The organism is Ancylobacter sp. Lp-2 (genome assembly GCF_020523795.1).
Lineage (GTDB): Bacteria > Pseudomonadota > Alphaproteobacteria > Rhizobiales > Xanthobacteraceae > Ancylobacter.
Genome location: NZ_JAJALI010000003.1, coordinates 529588 through 547243, shown reverse-complemented (window position 1 = coordinate 547243; position 17656 = coordinate 529588). Strand labels below are relative to the sequence as shown.

The window sequence follows — 17656 nt, the reverse complement described above, 5'->3', positions numbered from 1 at the left end:
TCACGCCCCCTTGCCATAGCCGGGGAAGGCCAGCATCCGCTCGATGCGCACCATGCCCCAGGAGAGCAGGCTCACCAGCGAGACATAGATGAAGAGCACCAGGATCATCACCTCGGCGGTGCGGAAGGTGTCGTTGTAGATCTGGCCGGCGTAGTACATCAGTTCCGGCACCGTGATCACCGAGGCCTGCGAGGTGGTCTTGAACTGGTTGGTCATGATGTTGGTGAGCGCCGGCAGGCAGATGCGGCTGGCGATCGGCGCCTCGATGCGGCGGAAACGCTGCCAGCGGCTGTAGCCGAGCGAGCGCGCCGCCTCGGTCACCGCCCGCGGCAGGCTGTCGAGCCCGGAGCGGAACGCCTCGATGCACAAGGCGCCGCCGAACAGGCTCAGCGAGATCAGCGCGCAGGCGAAGGCGGAGAGCAGCGGCACGCTCACCCCGGTGGCCGGGTCGGTCATCCTGAGCCCGACGGTGCTGAGGGTGAAGTAGAAGAACAGCATCTGCAGCAGCGGCGGGGTGTTGCGGAACACCTCGACGAACAGTTCGATGACCGCGTCCAGCCAGGCGATGCGCAGCGTCAGCGCCAGCGCGCCGAACAGGCCGATGACGAAGGCGATCGCCGAGGAGGCGAACGCCAGTTCGATGGTGGTGAGCGTCCCGCGGATCAGCCAGCCCTGATAGACCGGGTCGGCCAGCCACGAATAATCGAGATTGAACACGGCTCGGACCCCGCGGGACGTCAGGTCACGGCTTCAGCTTGGCCTTGGCGGCCTCGGCGCGCTCGGCGATGTACTTGGCGTGCGGCATGCCGTAGGTGGTCTCCCACTCGATCAGCTTGCCCTCGGCCTCGGCCTTGAGGATCGCCTTGTTCACCGCGTCGCGGAAGGCGACGTCGTCCTTGCGGATGCCGGCGGCCTGCGGGATGTACTCATACGGGTCGATGGCGATCTTATAGTCGGCCCAGTCGGCCTCCTCGGTCTTCTTGCGCAGCGTCATGTCGTCGAAGGCGAAGCCGACGCAGCGATTGTCCTTCAGCGCGCGATAGGCTTCCGGCTGGGTCTTGAAGTTGGTCAGGTTGATGCCGAAGGCCTCGGTGAGGTGCTTGTTGAAGTACGAGCCCTGGATGCCGCACAGGGTCTGGCCCTTCAGGTCCTCCCACTTGGCGAAGGTGGCGGCTTTCGGCGCCAGGATCGAGGGGCCGGGGGCCGAGACGTAGTATTCGGAGAAGTCGATCACCTTGCCGCGCTCGGCGGTGACACCCAGCGTCGCCAGAATGATGTCGATGCGGCCGGAATTCAGGAACTCGATGCGGTTCGCCGCGACGACCGGCACCAGCTCGACCTTGCCGTCGGGGCCGAGCAGTTCCTTGGCGACGTATTTGCCGAGATCGACTTCGAAGCCGACGATCTCGCCCTTGTCGTTGAGGAAGCCGTAGGGTGGGTAGTCGTTCTTCACGCCGATGGTCAGCGTGCCCTTGGACTTGACGTCCGCCAGCGTGTCGGCGCTCGCCGCGCTCAGCCCGAGCGCCAGCAGCAGGGAAGAAGCGATCGTCAGGATGGATGTCTTCACTGTAGGTCCCCGTCTGGTTGCGGTGGGTTCGGTATCGTCCGGGAGGGCGCTTCGCCTCTTCGACTGGCTAGAAATTGGCCTGTCGTTCCCGTGCTCGATTTTTAGACATTGATTATCAGTTTTTCTCACACTACAAGTGTAGGAGGATAGTTTTATCACTATATGGAAAAATCAATGCCAGCTTCCAGCGCCGGCGGGTCGCAGCTGCTCGACAGGGCCGCGCTGCTGCTCGACCTCATCGCCGAGGGCAGCCCGGAGGGGGCAAGCCTGAAGGAACTGGTCGACCTGTCCGGCCTGAACACCGCGACGTGCCACCGCATCCTCAACACGCTGGTCGGTCACCGGTTGCTGGCGCGCGACGACAAGCGCAAGCGCTACCGGCTCGGCGCCAAGATGTTCATCTATGGCGCGCGGGCGGCGCGCGGGCCGGGGCTGATCAGCCGCTGCGAGATGAGCCTCGCCCGGCTGCGCAAGAAGACCGGCGAGACCACCCATCTGATGGCGCGCTACAACCACGATTCCATCTGCCTCGACCGCCGCGACGGCGAATGCGTGGTGCAGACGCTGACCGGCTCGATCGGCGGCTCGGTGCCGCTCGGCGCCGGGCCGGGCAGCATTTCCATGCTCGCCTTTCTCGACCGCGAGGAGCAGGAATTCATCCTGCGCGCCAATGCCGACCGGCTGGCGGATTTCCGCGACCTGCCGGTCGAGAAGGCCTGGCGGCTGATCGAGGAAACGCGCGGGCGCGGCTATGCGGTCGATATCGGCGAACTGATCCCCGGCATTGCCGGCGTCGCCGTGCCGATCCTCAACGAGGCCGGCGTGCCGGTCGCCTCGCTGGGCTTCACCTTCCTGTGCGCCAAGATCGCGCCGGGGTTGGTCGAGAACTACGCCGCGCTGCTGCGTGCCGAGATCGACCTGATCGAGCGCCGGAACTGAGCGGGGAGGGCGGGGGCGCCGAAAGCTGGGGGCTCGCGGCGCCCCGGCCGTTCAGAACGACTCTTCCAGCCGGCAGTTCACCGCGAATTCGGCGACGCTCGAGGTGTTCGGCAGCTCGATGAGGAAGGCGATGCTGCGCGCGAGATCCTCCGGCGAGGTCAGTTCCTCGGCGGGCACCTTGGCGAGCGGCAGCCCCATATCGGTGGCGACGAAGCCGGGGCACACCGCCGTCGCGCGGATGCCAAGCTCGAAGCCGGCATGGCGGATGGCGTGGGCGAGGCCAGTCGCGGCGAATTTCGACACCGAATACAGCCCGGAGCCGGCCGATTTCACCCGCTTGCCCGACAGCGAGGAGACGATGATCACCCGCCCGCGGCCGCTGGCGGCGAGATCGTCCCATGCCGCCTTCACCAGCCGGCGCGGGGCGCCGACATTGACCGCCATCAGTTCATCGAAATCCGCGTCGCTGGTCTCGATCACCGTGCCGCGGATCATGATGCCGGCATTGGCGACGACGGCGTCGATGCGGCCGAAGCTCTCGCGCGCGGCCGCTACCCAGTCGGTCGCCGATTGCGGGTCGGCGGCGTCGTAGCGGTGTGCCGCGACGGCGCCGGCCACCTCGCCCGCCCAATCGGGCAGAGCGGGGCTGCGCATGCCGAGCGACACGTTCCAGCCGGCCGCCGCCATGACCCGCGCGGTGGCGGCGCCAATGCCGCGTCCGCCGCCCGAAATGAGCACGGTGCGTTCGTTCATGTCGATCTCCTCGCGTCCTGCGTCACGCATGCGGCGGCAGCTCGGCGCCCTCGCGCCGCGCCGCGCGCGTGTCCTGATGGCGGAAATAGCGCAGCCGCAGCTTCGGCGCGTAGTTCATGTAGAACGGTGCCGCCTTCAGCGGCTCGACCTTCAGCGCGAGGTCCTTCTCTGGCACGCCGAGCGCCCATTCGGCGAGGATGCCGCCGAGCATGGAGCCGGTCGGCACGCCGCGCCCGGACAGGCCGGTGAGCGCCGCCACGCCGGGCGCGAGGCCGTAGAGGCGCGGCACCGTCTTCACCTGCATGTCGAGTTCGCCATACCAGAAATATTCCCAGCGGATCGGCTCCTTGATCTGCGGGTGCAGCCATTTCAGCCGGTCGGTCATCACCTTGCGGGTGTAGTCGAGATCGGTGCCGCGCGCGCCCATCGGGAACATCGAGGCAACGATGCGGCCTTCGGCATTGTATTTGTAAACATAGATGTCGCCGCGCCCGTCATGCATGGTGGTGTTGTTGGGCAGCACCTTGGCGCGGGTCTCCGGGTCGAGCGGCTGGGTGGCGCAGACGAACACCTTGAGGATCTTGAAGCTGTCGTCGAGCTTCGGCCAGCCGGCGACTGTGTAGGCCCCGGTGGCGAACACCACCTTGTCGGCGACGACTTCGCCCTTCGCGGTCCTGACCTTCCAGCGTGCGCCTTCCTTCTCCACGCCTTCCACCCGCGAGCCGGTGTGGAGGATGCCACCTTCCTGCATCACCGCGCGGGCGAGGCCGCGGGCATAGCCGAGCGGGTTCATGTGGCCGGCCTCGCCATGCAGCCAGCCGCCATAGAAGCGCGGGCTGCCGGTGATCGCCTCGACCTCCTCGCGGCTGATCAGCCGTGTGTTGGCGCCGACGGCGTTGTAGCTGTCGACCTTGCCCTTCAGCGTCTCCAGGGCGCCCGGCCGCAGCGCGCCCATCACATAGCCGTTCTGCTGCCACTCGCAGTCGATCTGGTAGTCGCGGATCATCGCGCTGACCCGGTCATTGGCGCGGGTCTGGCGATGGATAAGCCGTTCCGCCCAGGGCTCGCCGAGCATCTTCCGCAGCGAGGCGATGCTGTAATAGCTGAAGGTCGGCGTGCAGTGGCCGGCATTGCGGCCGGAGCCGCCGAAGCCGGCCTCCTCTGCCTCCAACAGCACCACCTTCACGCCCTGCTTGGCGAGTTCGAGCGCGGTGGTGAGCCCGGTGAAGCCGGCGCCGACGACGCAGACATCGGCGTCGAGGCGTTCCTCCAGCGGGCGGGTCTGGGGGGCGGGGCGGGCGGTGGCGTACCACAGCGTGGCGTCGAAGGGAGAGAACTTGCTCATTGTCGTGCCGTCGGGTGGATATGCGGAGGGGTTGCCTATTTTCCGTACCCGATCACGAACGAAGCAGAAGCGTCAATAAATTCCACATCAAGAAATTTCATATCGTAATATTTTCATAATATGGAATATTTTACATGCGAGCCGCCGACCGGGAGGTGTGGCGCGCGCTTTGCGGCTGGGTGGCGGTGGTCGGTGCGTCTTCCGTTGCGTCATGTGGCGCGCCGGCAGCCCGATCCATGGTCCTCCTGCCAGTGTTGCCGCCATTCACCTTGTCGCGCGAATGCGGGCGGTAGCGCCTGCGTTTGTCTTGCACGCGCGCTTCGGCCGGGCCTAGATACAGGCGGAAAACCAACGGGGTGGCTGCATGTTCGCGCGTTTTGACTGCCAGGCCGTGCTGAAGCGCGGCGCTCTCGTCCTCACCATGCTCTCGGCCCTCGCGGCGCCGGCCCTGGCCGCCCCCTGCGGCGACGACGGTGCGGGATTCTCCGCCTGGGTGAGCGATTTCCGCAAGGCCGCGGCGGCGCAGGGCATCTCCGCTCGTGCGCTCTCGGCGCTCGACAATGTGCAGTACGACACCGGCGTCATCCGGCTCGACCGCAACCAGCGGCACTTCTCCGTCAGCTTCGAGGAGTTCATCGCCAAGCGGGTGGGCGCCGGGCGCATCTCGCAGGGCCGCGCCAAGCTGAAGCAGCATGCCGACCTGCTTGCCCGCATCGAGAGCCGCTTCGGCGTGCCCGGTCCGGTGCTGGTGGCGATCTGGGGCATGGAGACCGATTTCGGTGCCAACCAGGGCAACAAGCCGATTTTCCAGTCGCTGGCGACGCTGGCCTATGACTGCCGGCGTTCGGAATTCTTCACCGGCCAGCTGCTCGACGCGCTGCGCATTCTCCAGCGCGGCGATCTCTCGCTCGGCGAGATGAAGGGCGCCTGGGCCGGTGAACTCGGCCAGACCCAGTTCATGCCGACCTCCTATGTGCGCTTCGCCGTCGATTTCGACGGCAATGGCCGCGCCGACCTGATCCGCAGCCCGGCCGACGTGCTGGCCTCCACCGCCAACTATCTGCGCGGCTATGGCTGGAGCGGCAAGTCGTGGGAGAACGGCGCCAATGCCGGCGCGCTGGCGGGCTGGAACAAGGCCGGGGTCTACCAGAAGGCCATCGCCTATTTCGCCAGCAGGATCGCCGACTGAGCCGGGTGCGAGCCCGGCGCCGTCACGCGACGGATGGCGTAGCGACGGCGGCGCGGCTTCAGTAGGCCTTGCCGCCGACCGGCAGCAGGGCGCCCATGTCGAAGGGCGCCGGCGCCGAGGGAGGGCTTCCCACGGGAACGGGGACGGTCTGTGCCGGGAGTGCGGGCGCCGGGATGGCGCGCGTCGCCGCGACCTTCACCGGCGCGCTGGCCGGTGCGCCGGCCGCCGCCGCGACGGGGCGGGATGGCTGGGCGGACAGCCGGTCGGGCTCGGCCTCGACCGGGCGGGCATCGAGGGAGATCGTCGCCAGCCGCCAGTTGCCGCCCACGGCGCGGTAGCCGAGGTCGAACTCGATGCGCAGCGGCGCGGTGGGGAAATGGCCGGCGAGCCGCAGCAGGCCGTTCCCGTCGATCGCCGGTGGACGCGACAGCTTGGCGTCCAGCAGCAGCACGGCGGCGAAGTCGAGCGCGTTGTCGCGCCAGGGGCGGAACTGGTCGGCCAGCTCGGCGACGCTGTGATCCTCGCGGAACGCCGGGGCGCCGAGATCGCGCAGCACGGAATAATTGCCGGTGACGTTGGCCTGGTTGACGGCGGCGAGCGAGCCGCGCAGCAGCGCCAGCAGCACCGGGGCGGGCGGCACCGTCACCGCGCTGGTCGCCGGGGCGGGGGGCGCGGCGGCCGGGGAGGCGGCCAGCGGCACCGGGGCGCTCGCCGGCGGGGCCAGGGTCGGCACGGCGTCGGCGGGGATCGCGAACGGCGCCGGCGTGGCCGGGGCGACCGGGGTGGAGAAGCCCGCCGGCTGGCTGGTCAGCGCCGGCCATCCCAGCAGCAGTCCCAGCGCCGGCGCGAGGCCGAGTATGAACGGGCGATAGCTCACCATGCCACCATCAGCCCCGCCTTGCCGCCGATCGTGCCCTCCTGCAGGCCGAAGCCGACGCCGCCGGTGAGGAACAGGCTGTCGTCCATCAGCCGGGCGATGCCGGAGAACGCCATGGCGTTCTGGCCGCCGAAGGTGCCCCACTGGGCGCTCACCGCGATGTCCTTGCCGGCCGGCAGGTTCGGTGTGTCCATGGCGAGCGCCATGGCGACGCCCTCCTGCACGCGGTCGATCTCGTTATAGACGTTGTCGAGGTTGAACAGCTCGTTGAACGAGGCGCTGGCGAGGTTACCCGAGGAGTCGGTGGTGACGATCTGCACCGCGCCCGACTGCGCCGCCCGGCTGGCCGAGGAGGTGAGGCCGGGCATGGTGTAGGTGCTCGACGAGGTGCCGATGGCGACCTGGCTGGCGCGGGTGGTGGTGGCGCCGGCGCCGATGGCGGTCGAGCTGTCATAGGAGGCGTTGGAGCCGGTGCCGACGGCGGTGGCATTGGCGGCGGAGGAATTGGCAGCCTGGCCGACCGCCGTCGAGCCCTCGAAGGCGGCGATGGAGCCCTGGCCGAGCGCGGTGGAGCCGACGCCGTTGGCGGTGGCGTTCCAGCCGAGCGCGGTGGAACTGGCGGCGTTGGCGGCGGCGACGCGCCCGACCGCGGTGGCGCCCTCGGCATTGGCGGTGGCGTTCTGGCCGAGGGCGGTGGACGAATCGCCATTGGCGATCGCCTGCTGGCCGAGCGCGGTCGAGCCGACGCCATTGGCGGCGGCGCTCTGGCCGACGGCGGTGGACTGCACCGCGCCGGCGGCCGCGCCCTGGCCGAGCGCCGTGGCGGATTCGGCATTGGCCTGCGCGCCATAGCCGAAGGCGGAGGCGTTGGTGCCCTGCGCGGCGGCGCCCGAGCCGACGGCGGTGGTGTAGTCGAGATTGGCGTTGGCGCCCTGGCCGATGGCGGTGGCGTTCAGCCCGTTGGCGCTCGCTCCCTGGCCGATGGCGGTGGCGGCCACCGCATTGGCGGCGGCATCGGTGCCGAGCGCCGTGCTCTGATCGGCATTGGCGGCGGCGTTGCGGCCGATGGCGGTGGAGGAGGCGCCGTTGGCGGCGCTGTTCTGGCCGACCGCCGTGGAGGACACGCCATTGGCCACCGAGAGCTGGCCGAAGGCGCTGGAATTGGTGGCGAAGGCCTTGGAGCCCTGACCGATGGCGGTGGTGCCGGACTGCGTCGCCTCGGCGCTTTCGCCGATGGCGGTGGCGTTCTCGCCGGTCGCCGAGCCGGCGCAGCTTAGCGCGGTGGCGGTGAGGTCGCAGCTGATGTCGGCCGCCCAGGCCGGCGCGGCGAGGCAGGCCACCAGCACGGCCATGGAGGGACGGAGCCAGTATCCGTGTCCGCTCGGTGCCCGCCGTGCTGTCGTCCGCATGATGATGGTGCCCGCCCGCCCTGACGGTCGTGCCACCTTGTGGCCGACCTTCATGACGAGCATGCGTTCGGCATGGTTAACGGATCGTAAATATTTGCCGTCCCGCCCGCTTCGACCGCCCGCTTTGCCCCACTTTGGCGCCCTTCGGCCGCCTCCCTCCGGTCGTCTCGCGCGGCGCGACTGGAGGGCGGATTGTCGGGGGACCGGGGGCCCGGCGGTCAGACCTTGCCGAGGTCCTCATAGCCCGCATGCAGCGCCCAATCGCCGGCGCTGAAGCGGTCGCGGGCGAAATTATGCTGGTGCCAGTAGGGGTAGAGATAGGGCGGGCGGCTGACGAGATTCAGCCGTTCCAGCTCCTCGGCGGTGAGGTCGAGGTCGACGGCGGCGATGTTGTCGCGGAAATGTGCCTCCTCGGTACCGCCGACCACCAGCGAGGCGATCCCCGGCCGGGTCAGCGTCCAGGCGATCGACACCTGCGCCGCGGTGACCCCGCGGGCGCTCGCGATGTCGTTCAGTGTGTCGACGATCGTCCATAGCCGTTCGCTGTCGCGGATCGGCGGCTCGGTCCAGCCGGCGGCCTGGCGCGAATCGGCGGGGAATTTGTCGCGGCCGAATCGGCCGGAGAGCAGGCCGGCGGCGAGCGGGCTCCACACCATCACCCCGACGCCCTGGTCGACGGCGATGGGCAGCAGCTCGTACTCGGCCTCGCGGGCTTCCAACGTGTAGTGGATCTGCTGGGTGACGAAGCGCGGCAGGTTTTTCGCCTCGGCGATGCCGAGCGCCTTCATGACGTGCCAGCCGGAATAGTTCGAGCAGCCGATATAGCGGATCTTGCCGGCCCGCATCAGCGCGTCGAGCGCCGAGAGCATCTCGTCGAGCGGCGTCAGCCCGTCCCATTCGTGCAGGAAGTAGATGTCGATGTGGTCGGTGCGCAGCCGCTTGAGGCTCTTCTCGCATTCGCGGATCAGGTGATAGCGCGACACGCCCTCGTCATTCGGCCCGTCGCCGATGCGCATGCGCGCCTTGGAGGAGATCAGCACCCGGTCGCGCCGGCCCTCCAGCACCTCGCCGACGATCTCCTCCGAGCGGCCGAGCGAATACATGTTGGCGGTGTCGACGACGTTGATGCCGCCCTCGAGGCAGACATCCACCAGCCGGCGCGCTTCCGGCACGCCCTGACTGGCGACCTTGGCGAAATCGCCGACCCCGCCGAAGGAGAAGGTGCCCATGGAGAGCGCCGAGACCTTGAGGCCGGAGCGGCCGAGCGTGCGGTATTTCATCGATGTCTCCCCGGGCGCGCGGCCCGCTTTTTTCAGGCGGTTTCGGCGATGCCGCGCCGGCGCACCGCGCGAGGGGCGGGGCGCGGCGTGGCCGGCCCGCGATCGCTGGCGCGGGTGACGAGGCGGGCGCCGACCAGGATCTTCACCGGTGGCGGCGGCTCGGCGGCGTTGATGAGGTCGTCGAGCACGGTGACGGCGAGATCGCCGATCTTGCGCTTGGAGACGTCGATGGTGGTCAGCGCCGGCTCCATGGTGGCGCCGAGCGGCAGATTGTCGAAGCCGATCACCCCGACATCGTCGGGGATGCGGATGCCGAATTCGCGCAGTGCCTTGATGAAGCCATAGGCGATCACGTCATTGGTGCAGAAATAGCAGTCCGCCAGCGCGAGGCCCTCGCCCAGCGCCTTCACCGTATCGGCATGGGCGCCGTCGACGGTCGATTCGACCGAGAGGATATGGGCAGGATCCACCGTCATGCCCAGCCGGGCCATGTTGCGGTGGAAGGCATGCTGGCGCAGGTGGAAATTGGTGGTGTCGACATGGCTCGCCACGAAGCCGATGCGCTCGAAGCCCTGCTGGCGCAGCCGCGCCAGCACCTGATGCACCGCATCCTCGTTGTTCATGTTGACGAAATTGGCTTCCACCACGTCGTGGAACGTATCGATGAACACGATGGGGCGCCCGACGCCCTGCAGCACGCGGATGTCGGTTTCCGACAATTCGGTGCCGAGCGCGATGACGCCGCTGACCGGCGCCACCGCCAGCGTGTCGGCGACGGAGATGACGCTCTGGCCCTCATGGCTGACCACTTCCAGCGTGTAGCCGCGCCGCGTCGCCTCGGCCGACATGCCGTCGATATAGTCCGAGAGGAACACGCTGTGGTCGCGGTTCACCGTGTGGCCGTGCTTGGCGATCTTCAGGAAGCGGATGGTGCCGGTCGCCTCGACCCGCGTGCGGGCGAGGCGCGGCACATAGTTGAGGCGGGCGGCGGCCTCGAGGACGCGGGCGCGGGTGACGCCGGAAATCTCGCCCTTGCCGTTGAGGACGAGCGAGACCGTCGCCGGCGAGACGCCCGCCGCTTCGGCAATGTCCCTGATGGTGAAGGACTTCTTTTCTTTCATGGCCCGACGCGTGTCCTCACGGAGCCCATGATGCGCCTGAACGCGCATTTTGTTTAGTAAACATTGAGGCTCCTTTTTGAGGGTTAAGCCAAAAGAATCGGGCTGGCAACTGCCGTGCAAGACCGATGCAACGCGCAGCTGAGGGTTGATCGCCTTCGCTCATAATTTGTGCGCGGTGCGCGCCGAAACCGGGCGCGGGGGTGGCCCGTCGCGGGCGATGCCGTGCTGCGGCGCACAAGCGATCTGGCGGGCGCTTATAGGTGAGACATGCTGTCCTATAAGGGTTTTGGCATACAAGATACGTGTCGGCACGGGGCCGGCCGCAGGTGGCCGGGACCGGGTGCGACCCTGGCGCGATTTTGATCGGCCGGCCGGCGGCCGCCGAGACCGCCCGCGCCACGAAAGTCGGTCGGGCACCCCTGGAAGGCGGCTTGCACCCCGCCGGAGCCTTTGCTAGGGATTTAGTGAAGCTGGTCATAATTTAGTAAAAAGCTCGAAACACTCCGGGAGGAGACCATGCGGACCACCGGCGGACAGCTGGTCATGCTCGTCGTCATCAACGTGGCGCTGCTCGCCTTCGGAGCCGCCATTTCCGCGGGCACGTTCCTCTCGCCGTTCAATCTGCAATCGATGGCCGGGCAGCTGCCGGAAATCGGCTTCCTCGCCATCGGCGTGATGCTGGCGATGTGCGCCGGCAATGGCGGCATCGACCTGTCCGGCATCGCGCTCGCCAACCTGTCCGGCGTCGCCTCGGCGGTGGTGATCAGCACCTTCCTGTCGAGCGCCGACCAGCCGACGGCCTATTCGCTCGCCTTCATCGCCGGCGCGCTGGTGGTCGGCGTGCTCGGCGGCATGTTCAACGGGCTTCTGATCAGCCGGCTCAACATCACGCCGATCCTGTGCACGCTCGGCACGCAGATGCTGTTCACCGGCCTCGCCGTGGTGGCCTCGGGCGGACGCGCGGTGGCGGTCGGCAGCCCGGATTTCCTGTCGGAGATCGGCAACGGCCTGTTCCTCGGCGTGCCGATCAGCTTCGTGATCTTCATCGCGGTGGCGGCCTTCATCGCCGCGCTGTTGAAGTTTACCCCGTTCGGCCTGTGGCTGATGCTGATGGGCACCAACCCGAAGGCCGCCGTCTATGCCGGCTTCCCGCGCACCAAGGTGCTGATCGCCACCTATGCGACCAGCGGCCTGCTCTCCGGCCTCGCGGGGGTGATCATCGCGGCGCGCAACGTCAACGTGAAGTGGGACTACGGCACGTCCTACCTGCTGATCGCCATCCTGATCGCGGTGATGGCCGGCGTGCGCCCGGAAGGCGGCTATGGCCGGGTGATCTGCGTGGTGCTGGCGGCGATCGCGCTGCAGCTGATGTCGAGCATGCTGAACTTCGGCGGGCTGTCGAACTTCGTGCGCGACTTCGCCTGGGGCGCGCTGCTTCTGACCTTCCTGGCGGTCGGCCGGACCAACCTGGCCGGCTTCCTGAATCCCAACAAGGGCAAAAAGCCCGCGTGATGCGAACCCCTCACGCATCGAAACGGTCATGAGGGTGGCAACAACAGTGGAGGAAACTGTGGGCGCTCGTTCGAAGAAAACCCTGCTTTCGAAGAAGATCCTGCTCGGCTCGGCGATGGCGGTAGCCCTCGTCGCCGGCTCGGCCGGCGCGCTGATGGCCCAGGGCAAGCCGGTCATCGCCACCGTGGTGAAGATCAGCGGTATTCCGTGGTTCGACCGCATGGAGACCGGCGTCAAGCAGTTCCAGAAGGACAATCCGGACGTCGTCGCCACCCAGTACGGCCCCGCCACCGCCGACGCCGCGCAGCAGCTGCAGATCGTCACCGATCTCATCGCCAAGGGCGTGAACGGCCTCGCCGTGGTGCCGATGGACCCGTCCGTGCTGGAAGGCACGCTGAAGCGCGCCATGGATCGCGGCATCATCGTGGTGACCCACGAGGCCGACAACCAGAAGAACACCCACGCCGACGTCGAGGCGTTCGACAACGCCGATTACGGCCGCGCGCTGAACGCACGCCTCGCCGAGTGCATGGGCGGCAAGGGCAAGTGGACCACCTTCGTCGGCTCGCTGGGCAGCCGCACCCACATGCAGTGGGTCGGTGCTGGCGAGGAGAACGCCAAGAAGCATCCCGAGATGACGCTGGTCGACCCGAACAACGAGTCGTTCGACGACGCCAACGGCACCTATGAGAAGGCCAAGGAAATCCTGCGCAAGCACCCGGACATCAAGGGCTTCCAGACCTCGGCCGGCAATGACGTGCTCGGCGTCGGCCGCGCCATCGACGAGGCCGGCCTCTCCGGCAAGGTGTGCCTGGTCGGCACCGGCCTGCCGAACCCCTCGCAGGACCTCTTGGAGTCCGGCGCCATCACCGCCATCGGCTTCTGGGATCCGCAGAAGGCCGGCATGGCGATGAACGCCGTCGCCAAGAAGCTGATCGCCAAGCAGAAGGTCGAGGACGGCGCCAATCTCGGCGTGCCCGGCTACGAGAAGGTGAAGGTCACCAAGGGCCCGGGCGAAGGCCTGCTGATCATCGGCAACGGCATGGTGATCGCCGACAAGAAGAACTACAAAGAGTTCCTCTTCTGATCGGTTGTCCGACCCTGGATGCCCGGAGGCGGTCCGTCCGCCTCCGGGATCTCCCGAACGCGCAGTTTCGCGCCACGCCCGCCAATCGGTGAAGGGGATCGCCCGTGTCCCATGTTTCAGCACTGCCCCGGCCGGACGCCGCCTCCAAGGTGGATGCGTTCCTCGAACTGCGCGGCATCCATAAGCGCTTCGGCGGCGTGCACGCGCTGCGCGGCGTCGGCTTCACCATCGAGCCGGGCGAGGCCTATCACCTGCTCGGCGAGAATGGCTGTGGCAAGAGCACCGTCATCAAGATCATGTCCGGCGCCCACGCCCCGGACGAGGGCGAGATCGTCCTCGAAGGCAAGGTCTACCACTCGCTGACCGCCATCCAGTCGCTGAGCGCCGGGATCGAGACCGTCTATCAGGACCTCTCGCTGCTGCCGAACCTCACGGTGGCGGAGAACGTCGCGCTCAACGAGCAACTGGTCGCCAGCGGCGGCCGGCTGGCGCGGCTGTTCGACCGCACCCGCCTGCGCGAGACCGCCGCGGCGGCGCTCGCGACCGTCGGCCTGCCGAGCGACCGCGGCTTCCTCGGCACCATCGTCTCCGACCTGCCGCTGGCGCAGCGCCAGCTGGTCGCCATCGCCCGCGCCATCGCCACCAAGGCGAAGATGGTGATCATGGACGAGCCGACCACCTCGCTGACCCGCCGCGAGGTCGACAACCTCATCAATGTGGTGGAGCGGCTGCGCTCGGAAGGCGTGGCGGTGCTGTTCGTCACCCACAAGCTCGACGAGTGCTACCGCATCGGCGGCCATGCCATCGTGTTCCGCGACGGCCAGTGCGTCGAGCAGGGCCCGCTCGCCAACTACACCAAGCAGCGGCTCGCCGAGCTGATGACCGGCCGCCGGATCGACGCCGAGCGCTACCGCACCGGCGCGCCGATGGACGGCGAACTCTTCGCCGCCAATGGCCTGTCGCTGCCGCCCAATGTACGCGACGTCAGCTTCTCCGTCCGCAAGGGCGAGATCCTCGGCATTACCGGCCTCGCCGATTCCGGCCGCAACGAACTCGCCATGGCGATCGCCGGGGTGATGCCGGCGACGGGCGGCAGCGTCCGCATCGACGGCAAGGTGGAGAAGGTCCGCCATCCCTCCGGGGCGATCCGGCTCGGCATCGGCTATGTGCCGGAGGACCGGCTGGCTGAAGGGCTGTTCCTCGACAAGTCGATCTTCGAGAACGAGATCGCCCTGGTGGTGCGCGACCTCGCCAACGGCTTCGGTGTCGTCGACAAGGCCAAGGGCCGCGCGCTCGCCGACAAGCTGTCGCAGGACATGCGGCTGAACACCCGCAATCTCGACCTGCCGGTCGGCGCGCTGTCCGGCGGCAACCAGCAGCGGGTGCTGATCGGCCGCTGGCTGTCGATCCTGCCCAAGCTCCTGGTGCTGCACGGCCCGACGGTGGGCGTCGATGTCGGCTCCAAGGACACGATCTACCGCGTCATCCAGCAGCTCGCCGAGGCCGGCATGGGCCTCGTCATCGTCAGCGACGACCTGCCGGAGCTGCTGCAGAACTGCGATCGCATCCTGGTAATGAACAATGGCCGCGTCGTCGCCGAATACGACGCCCGCGAGACGGACGAGGACCAGCTGTACAAGGCCATGCTGGTCTCCAAACCCGCCGTGAACACGGAGACCGCTCGATGAGCGCCACGCATCTCACCGAGAGCGCCGCCGTGCCGGTCGCCAGGCCCAATTCGCTGCTGGCGCTGGTGCGCCGGCGCCCGGAGCTCATCACGCTGGCGCTGCTGGTGGCGATCTGCGTGGCGGTGTCGATCATCAACCCGGCCTTCCTCCAGCCATCCTCGCTGGTCGATATCGGCCGCGCCAGCGTGGTGATGGGGCTGTTCGCGCTCGGCGTGTTCATCATCCTGGCGGCCGGCGGCATCGATGTGTCGTTCACCGCCATCGCCGCCTTCACCATGTATTCGATGACGCTGCTGGTGAAGAACCACTGGCCGGACGCGCCGATCGCGCTGGTGCTGGTGGCGGCGACGGCCGGCGGGGCGCTGCTCGGCGTCGTCAACGGGCTTCTGGTGCATTACCTCAAGGTGCCGTCGCTGATCGTGACCATCGGCACGCAGTATCTGTTCCGCGGCATACTGCTGGCCTTCATCGGCACGGTATGGATCATGTCGCTGCCCCCCACCATGGGCGCCTTCGGCCGGCTGCCGCTGTTCCAGTTCGAATCGGCGGATGGGCGCACCATCACCCTGCCGTTCTACTTCCTGGTGCTGCCGGCGGCGGCGCTGGTGACCTGGTGGATGCTGAACCGCACGCTGATGGGGCGCGCCATCTTCGCCATCGGCGGCAACGCCAATGTGGCGGAGCGGCTCGGCTACAGCCTGCGCACCATCCACATCTTCATGTTCGCCTATGCCGGCGCGCTCGCCGGCCTTGCCGGCATCATCCACACCGCCGCCAACCGGCAGTCGAACCCGTTCGACCTCGTCGGCACCGAGATCAACGTCATCGCCGCCGTGGTGCTCGGCGGTGCCCGCATCACCGGCGGCACCGGCACCGTGATCGGCACGCTGCTCGGCGTGCTGCTGGTGGTGGTGGTGAACAGCGTGCTGGTGATGGTCGGCATTCCCTCCACCTGGCAGCGCGTCGTGGTCGGCGGCTTCATCCTGCTCGCCGCCGCCTTCTTCGTGTTCTGCCAGAAGAAGAACTGACTCCCGAAGACGCGCGTCCAAGGCGCGCTTCACCGACACGCCAAAGCTTCGAGCCCAAGAGGACCGAGATGAAGAAGTTTCTCAACGATCCGGCTGACTTCGTCGACGAGATGCTCGAGGGCATCTACCGGGCTCATCCCCAGGTGACCTATGTCAACGACGACAAGCGCTGCCTCGTCGTCGCCAAGCCCAAGGCCGGCAAGGTCGGCATCGCCACCGGCGGCGGCTCGGGGCACCTGCCGCTGTTCCTCGGCTATGTCGGCGACAACATGCTGGACGGCTGCGCGGTGGGCGGCGTGTTCCAGTCGCCGAGCGCCGACCAGATGCACGAAGTGACCAAGTACATCGACCAGGGCGCCGGCGTTCTCTACATCTACGGTAACTACACCGGCGACATCATCAATTTCGACATGGCCGCCGAGCTCGCCGACATTGACGGCATCACGGTGAAGCAGGTGATCGGCAATGACGACATCGCCTCTTCCGTGGTCGGCGAGGAGCACAAGCGTCGAGGCGTCGCCGGCATCTTCTTCGTCTACAAGGCGGCCGGCGCGGCGGCGGCGAACGGGCTGTCGCTCGACGAGGTGACCCGCCTCGCCGACAAGGCGCGGGCCAATGTGCGCACCATCGGCGTCGCGCTGTCGAGCTGCGTGGTGCCGGAAATCGGCCACGCTACCTTCTCGGTCGGCGAGGACGAGATGGAGATCGGCATGGGCATCCATGGGGAGCCCGGCATCAGCCGCAAGAAGCTCGCCCCGGCCGACGCCGTCGTCGACGAGATGATGGAGCGGGTGTTCGCCGAGCTGCCGGCCGGCAAGGGCGACGAGTTTGCTGTGCTGGTCAACGGCCTCGGCGGCACGCCGAAGGAAGAGCTCTACATCCTGTTCCGCCGCGTCTCGCAGCTGTTCGAGGCGAGGGGCTCCAAGGTGAAGTACGTCTGGATCGGCGAGTTCGCCACCGCCATGGAGATGGCGGGCGCCTCGATCTCGGTGCTGAAGCTCGACGCCGAGCTCGACCCTCTGGTTGCGGCGCCGGTGAACACGCCGTTCTTCGCCCACTACACGGCCTGAGGAGCGCGAGAATGGATGCGATCCGTGCCGACGAACTGATCGGCCTGTTCCAGAGCTGGCGCGACCTGTTCGCCGCCGAGCGCGACTTCCTGATCGCGCTCGACGGCAAGGTCGGCGACAGCGATCTCGGCATCACCATGTCGAAGTCCTTCGCCGCCGCCTACGACACGGTGGCGGCCGAGGGCGCGGCGGCGGGGCTGACCAAGCTGCTGCGCTCGGCCGGCGCCATCATGGCGAAGACCGCGCCCTCCACCATGGGCACGCTCACCGCCACCGGCTTCCTGCGCGGCGCCAAGGCGCTGGAGGGCAAGGACGCCATCGGCACCGCCGAGGCGGCTGCCTTCTGGCGCGCCTATGCCACCGGCATCGCCGAGCGCGGCAAGGCGAAGCTCGGCGACAAGACCATCCTCGACGTGCTCGATCCGGTCGCCGGGGTGCTGGAGGCGCAGGCTGCCAGCGGCGCGGCGCTCGCCCCGGCGATGGCGGCGGCGGCGGATGAGGCCGAGGCGGCGCTGGAGCGCACCAAGACCATGAAGGCGCAGCACGGCAAGGCGGCCGTCTTCCAGGAGCAGACGGTGGGCCTGCAGGATGCCGGCGCCACCGTCGGCGTGTTCCTCGTCAAGGCGATGAGCGGCTACGTCGCCGGCTGAGCGGGGGCTTGAAAGCAGGGATCGCCGGGCGGGGGGATTGCCTCCGCCCGGATTTATGATTCCTGGATATGACTGCATGCGATTTATTGCGGCTAATCGCTTGCCCCGCCCCGGCCTATCTTTGCATCGAACCACAGCCGC

At 68.0% G+C, this 17656-nt stretch carries 16 protein-coding genes; 8 read left to right on the top strand and 8 right to left on the bottom strand.

What is annotated here, in order from left to right; all coding sequences use genetic code 11:
- Together LGR54_RS10885 and LGR54_RS10880 are read right to left on the bottom strand one after the other, a co-directional pair.
- Positions 1 to 717 carry an amino acid ABC transporter permease gene (locus tag LGR54_RS10885; protein ID WP_230361973.1) on the bottom strand — a complete coding sequence of 239 codons (717 nt, stop codon included), beginning with the start codon at positions 715 to 717 and terminating at the stop codon, positions 1 to 3.
- A 25-nt stretch (positions 718 to 742) separates the two neighbouring features.
- A complete protein-coding gene (locus LGR54_RS10880; protein WP_230361972.1) occupies positions 743 to 1567 on the bottom strand; it encodes a transporter substrate-binding domain-containing protein in 825 nt (274 codons plus the stop codon).
- 174 nt (positions 1568 to 1741) lie between these two features.
- Between LGR54_RS10880 and LGR54_RS10875 the strand changes: the two genes are divergently transcribed.
- A complete protein-coding gene (locus LGR54_RS10875) occupies positions 1742 to 2506 on the top strand; it encodes an IclR family transcriptional regulator (protein WP_230361971.1) in 765 nt (254 codons plus the stop codon).
- Positions 2507 to 2557: 51 nt separating this feature from the next.
- Here the strand turns inward: LGR54_RS10875 and LGR54_RS10870 are convergent, their stop codons facing one another.
- The gene (locus LGR54_RS10870; protein WP_230361970.1) at positions 2558 to 3259 is read right to left on the bottom strand and encodes an SDR family NAD(P)-dependent oxidoreductase; all 702 of its coding nucleotides are present in this window, start codon (positions 3257 to 3259) and stop codon (positions 2558 to 2560) included.
- 22 nt (positions 3260 to 3281) lie between these two features.
- Positions 3282 to 4604 (bottom strand): FAD-binding oxidoreductase, encoded by a 1323-nt coding sequence (locus LGR54_RS10865; protein ID WP_230361969.1) that lies wholly within the window; start codon positions 4602 to 4604, stop codon positions 3282 to 3284.
- 364 nt (positions 4605 to 4968) lie between these two features.
- Here LGR54_RS10865 and LGR54_RS10860 point away from each other — a divergent pair, with 364 nt between their 5' ends.
- Positions 4969 to 5793, top strand: coding sequence for a lytic transglycosylase domain-containing protein (locus LGR54_RS10860; RefSeq protein WP_230361968.1), 825 nt, complete (start codon positions 4969 to 4971; stop codon positions 5791 to 5793).
- A gap of 58 nt (positions 5794 to 5851) precedes the next feature.
- Here LGR54_RS10860 and LGR54_RS10855 read toward each other — a convergent pair whose 3' ends face one another.
- The 4 genes from LGR54_RS10855 to LGR54_RS10840 all read right to left on the bottom strand — a co-directional run bounded on the left by LGR54_RS10855 (position 5852) and on the right by LGR54_RS10840 (position 10480).
- Positions 5852 to 6673 carry a hypothetical protein gene (locus LGR54_RS10855; protein ID WP_230361967.1) on the bottom strand — a complete coding sequence of 274 codons (822 nt, stop codon included), beginning with the start codon at positions 6671 to 6673 and terminating at the stop codon, positions 5852 to 5854.
- A complete protein-coding gene (locus tag LGR54_RS25880) occupies positions 6667 to 8022 on the bottom strand; it encodes a hypothetical protein (RefSeq protein ID WP_304511997.1) in 1356 nt (451 codons plus the stop codon). Before LGR54_RS25880 ends, LGR54_RS10855 begins: the two co-directional genes overlap by 7 nt.
- A 275-nt stretch (positions 8023 to 8297) precedes the next feature.
- Positions 8298 to 9359: an aldo/keto reductase gene (locus tag LGR54_RS10845; RefSeq protein WP_230361966.1), complete on the bottom strand. Its 1062-nt coding sequence runs from the start codon at positions 9357 to 9359 to the stop codon at positions 8298 to 8300.
- 32 nt (positions 9360 to 9391) lie between these two features.
- Positions 9392 to 10480 (bottom strand): LacI family DNA-binding transcriptional regulator, encoded by a 1089-nt coding sequence (locus tag LGR54_RS10840; protein ID WP_230361965.1) that lies wholly within the window; start codon positions 10478 to 10480, stop codon positions 9392 to 9394.
- A 516-nt stretch (positions 10481 to 10996) separates the two neighbouring features.
- On the opposite strand from LGR54_RS10840, the gene LGR54_RS10835 reads away from it, so the two are divergent.
- The 6 genes from LGR54_RS10835 (at position 10997) to LGR54_RS10810 (ending at position 17515) form a co-directional block, all read left to right on the top strand.
- Positions 10997 to 11992 (top strand): ABC transporter permease, encoded by a 996-nt coding sequence (locus tag LGR54_RS10835; protein ID WP_230361964.1) that lies wholly within the window; start codon positions 10997 to 10999, stop codon positions 11990 to 11992.
- 115 nt (positions 11993 to 12107) lie between these two features.
- Positions 12108 to 13079 (top strand): substrate-binding domain-containing protein, encoded by a 972-nt coding sequence (locus tag LGR54_RS10830; RefSeq protein WP_230362092.1) that lies wholly within the window; start codon positions 12108 to 12110, stop codon positions 13077 to 13079.
- Between the two features lie 104 nt (positions 13080 to 13183).
- On the top strand, positions 13184 to 14767 hold the full coding sequence (locus LGR54_RS10825) for a sugar ABC transporter ATP-binding protein (protein WP_230361963.1): 1584 nt from the start codon (positions 13184 to 13186) through the stop codon (positions 14765 to 14767).
- Entirely contained in the window at positions 14764 to 15795 is a 1032-nt protein-coding gene (locus LGR54_RS10820; protein ID WP_230361962.1) for an ABC transporter permease, read from the top strand. The genes LGR54_RS10825 and LGR54_RS10820 overlap by 4 nt, the downstream gene beginning before the upstream one ends.
- Before the next feature lie 68 nt (positions 15796 to 15863).
- On the top strand, positions 15864 to 16865 hold the full coding sequence (locus LGR54_RS10815) for a dihydroxyacetone kinase subunit DhaK (protein ID WP_230361961.1): 1002 nt from the start codon (positions 15864 to 15866) through the stop codon (positions 16863 to 16865).
- Between the two features lie 11 nt (positions 16866 to 16876).
- Entirely contained in the window at positions 16877 to 17515 is a 639-nt protein-coding gene (locus LGR54_RS10810) for a dihydroxyacetone kinase family protein (RefSeq protein ID WP_230361960.1), read from the top strand.
- Positions 17516 to 17656 lie beyond the last annotated feature (141 nt).

Excerpts from the sequence above, each read along its gene's own strand:
- LGR54_RS10875 (WP_230361971.1), top strand. The coding sequence starts at position 1,742 with ATGCCAGCTTCCAGCGCCGGCGGGTCGCAGCTGCTCGACAGGGCCGCG.
- LGR54_RS10870 (WP_230361970.1), bottom strand. The coding sequence starts at position 3,259 with ATGAACGAACGCACCGTGCTCATTTCGGGCGGCGGACGCGGCATTGGC.
- LGR54_RS10865 (WP_230361969.1), bottom strand. The coding sequence starts at position 4,604 with ATGAGCAAGTTCTCTCCCTTCGACGCCACGCTGTGGTACGCCACCGCC.
- LGR54_RS10860 (WP_230361968.1), top strand. The coding sequence starts at position 4,969 with ATGTTCGCGCGTTTTGACTGCCAGGCCGTGCTGAAGCGCGGCGCTCTC.
- LGR54_RS10855 (WP_230361967.1), bottom strand. The coding sequence starts at position 6,673 with ATGGTGAGCTATCGCCCGTTCATACTCGGCCTCGCGCCGGCGCTGGGA.
- LGR54_RS25880 (WP_304511997.1), bottom strand. The coding sequence starts at position 8,022 with ATGGCCGTGCTGGTGGCCTGCCTCGCCGCGCCGGCCTGGGCGGCCGAC.
- LGR54_RS10845 (WP_230361966.1), bottom strand. The coding sequence starts at position 9,359 with ATGAAATACCGCACGCTCGGCCGCTCCGGCCTCAAGGTCTCGGCGCTC.
- LGR54_RS10840 (WP_230361965.1), bottom strand. The coding sequence starts at position 10,480 with ATGAAAGAAAAGAAGTCCTTCACCATCAGGGACATTGCCGAAGCGGCG.
- LGR54_RS10835 (WP_230361964.1), top strand. The coding sequence starts at position 10,997 with ATGCGGACCACCGGCGGACAGCTGGTCATGCTCGTCGTCATCAACGTG.
- LGR54_RS10830 (WP_230362092.1), top strand. The coding sequence starts at position 12,108 with ATGGCGGTAGCCCTCGTCGCCGGCTCGGCCGGCGCGCTGATGGCCCAG.
- LGR54_RS10820 (WP_230361962.1), top strand. The coding sequence starts at position 14,764 with ATGAGCGCCACGCATCTCACCGAGAGCGCCGCCGTGCCGGTCGCCAGG.
- LGR54_RS10815 (WP_230361961.1), top strand. The coding sequence starts at position 15,864 with ATGAAGAAGTTTCTCAACGATCCGGCTGACTTCGTCGACGAGATGCTC.
- LGR54_RS10810 (WP_230361960.1), top strand. The coding sequence starts at position 16,877 with ATGGATGCGATCCGTGCCGACGAACTGATCGGCCTGTTCCAGAGCTGG.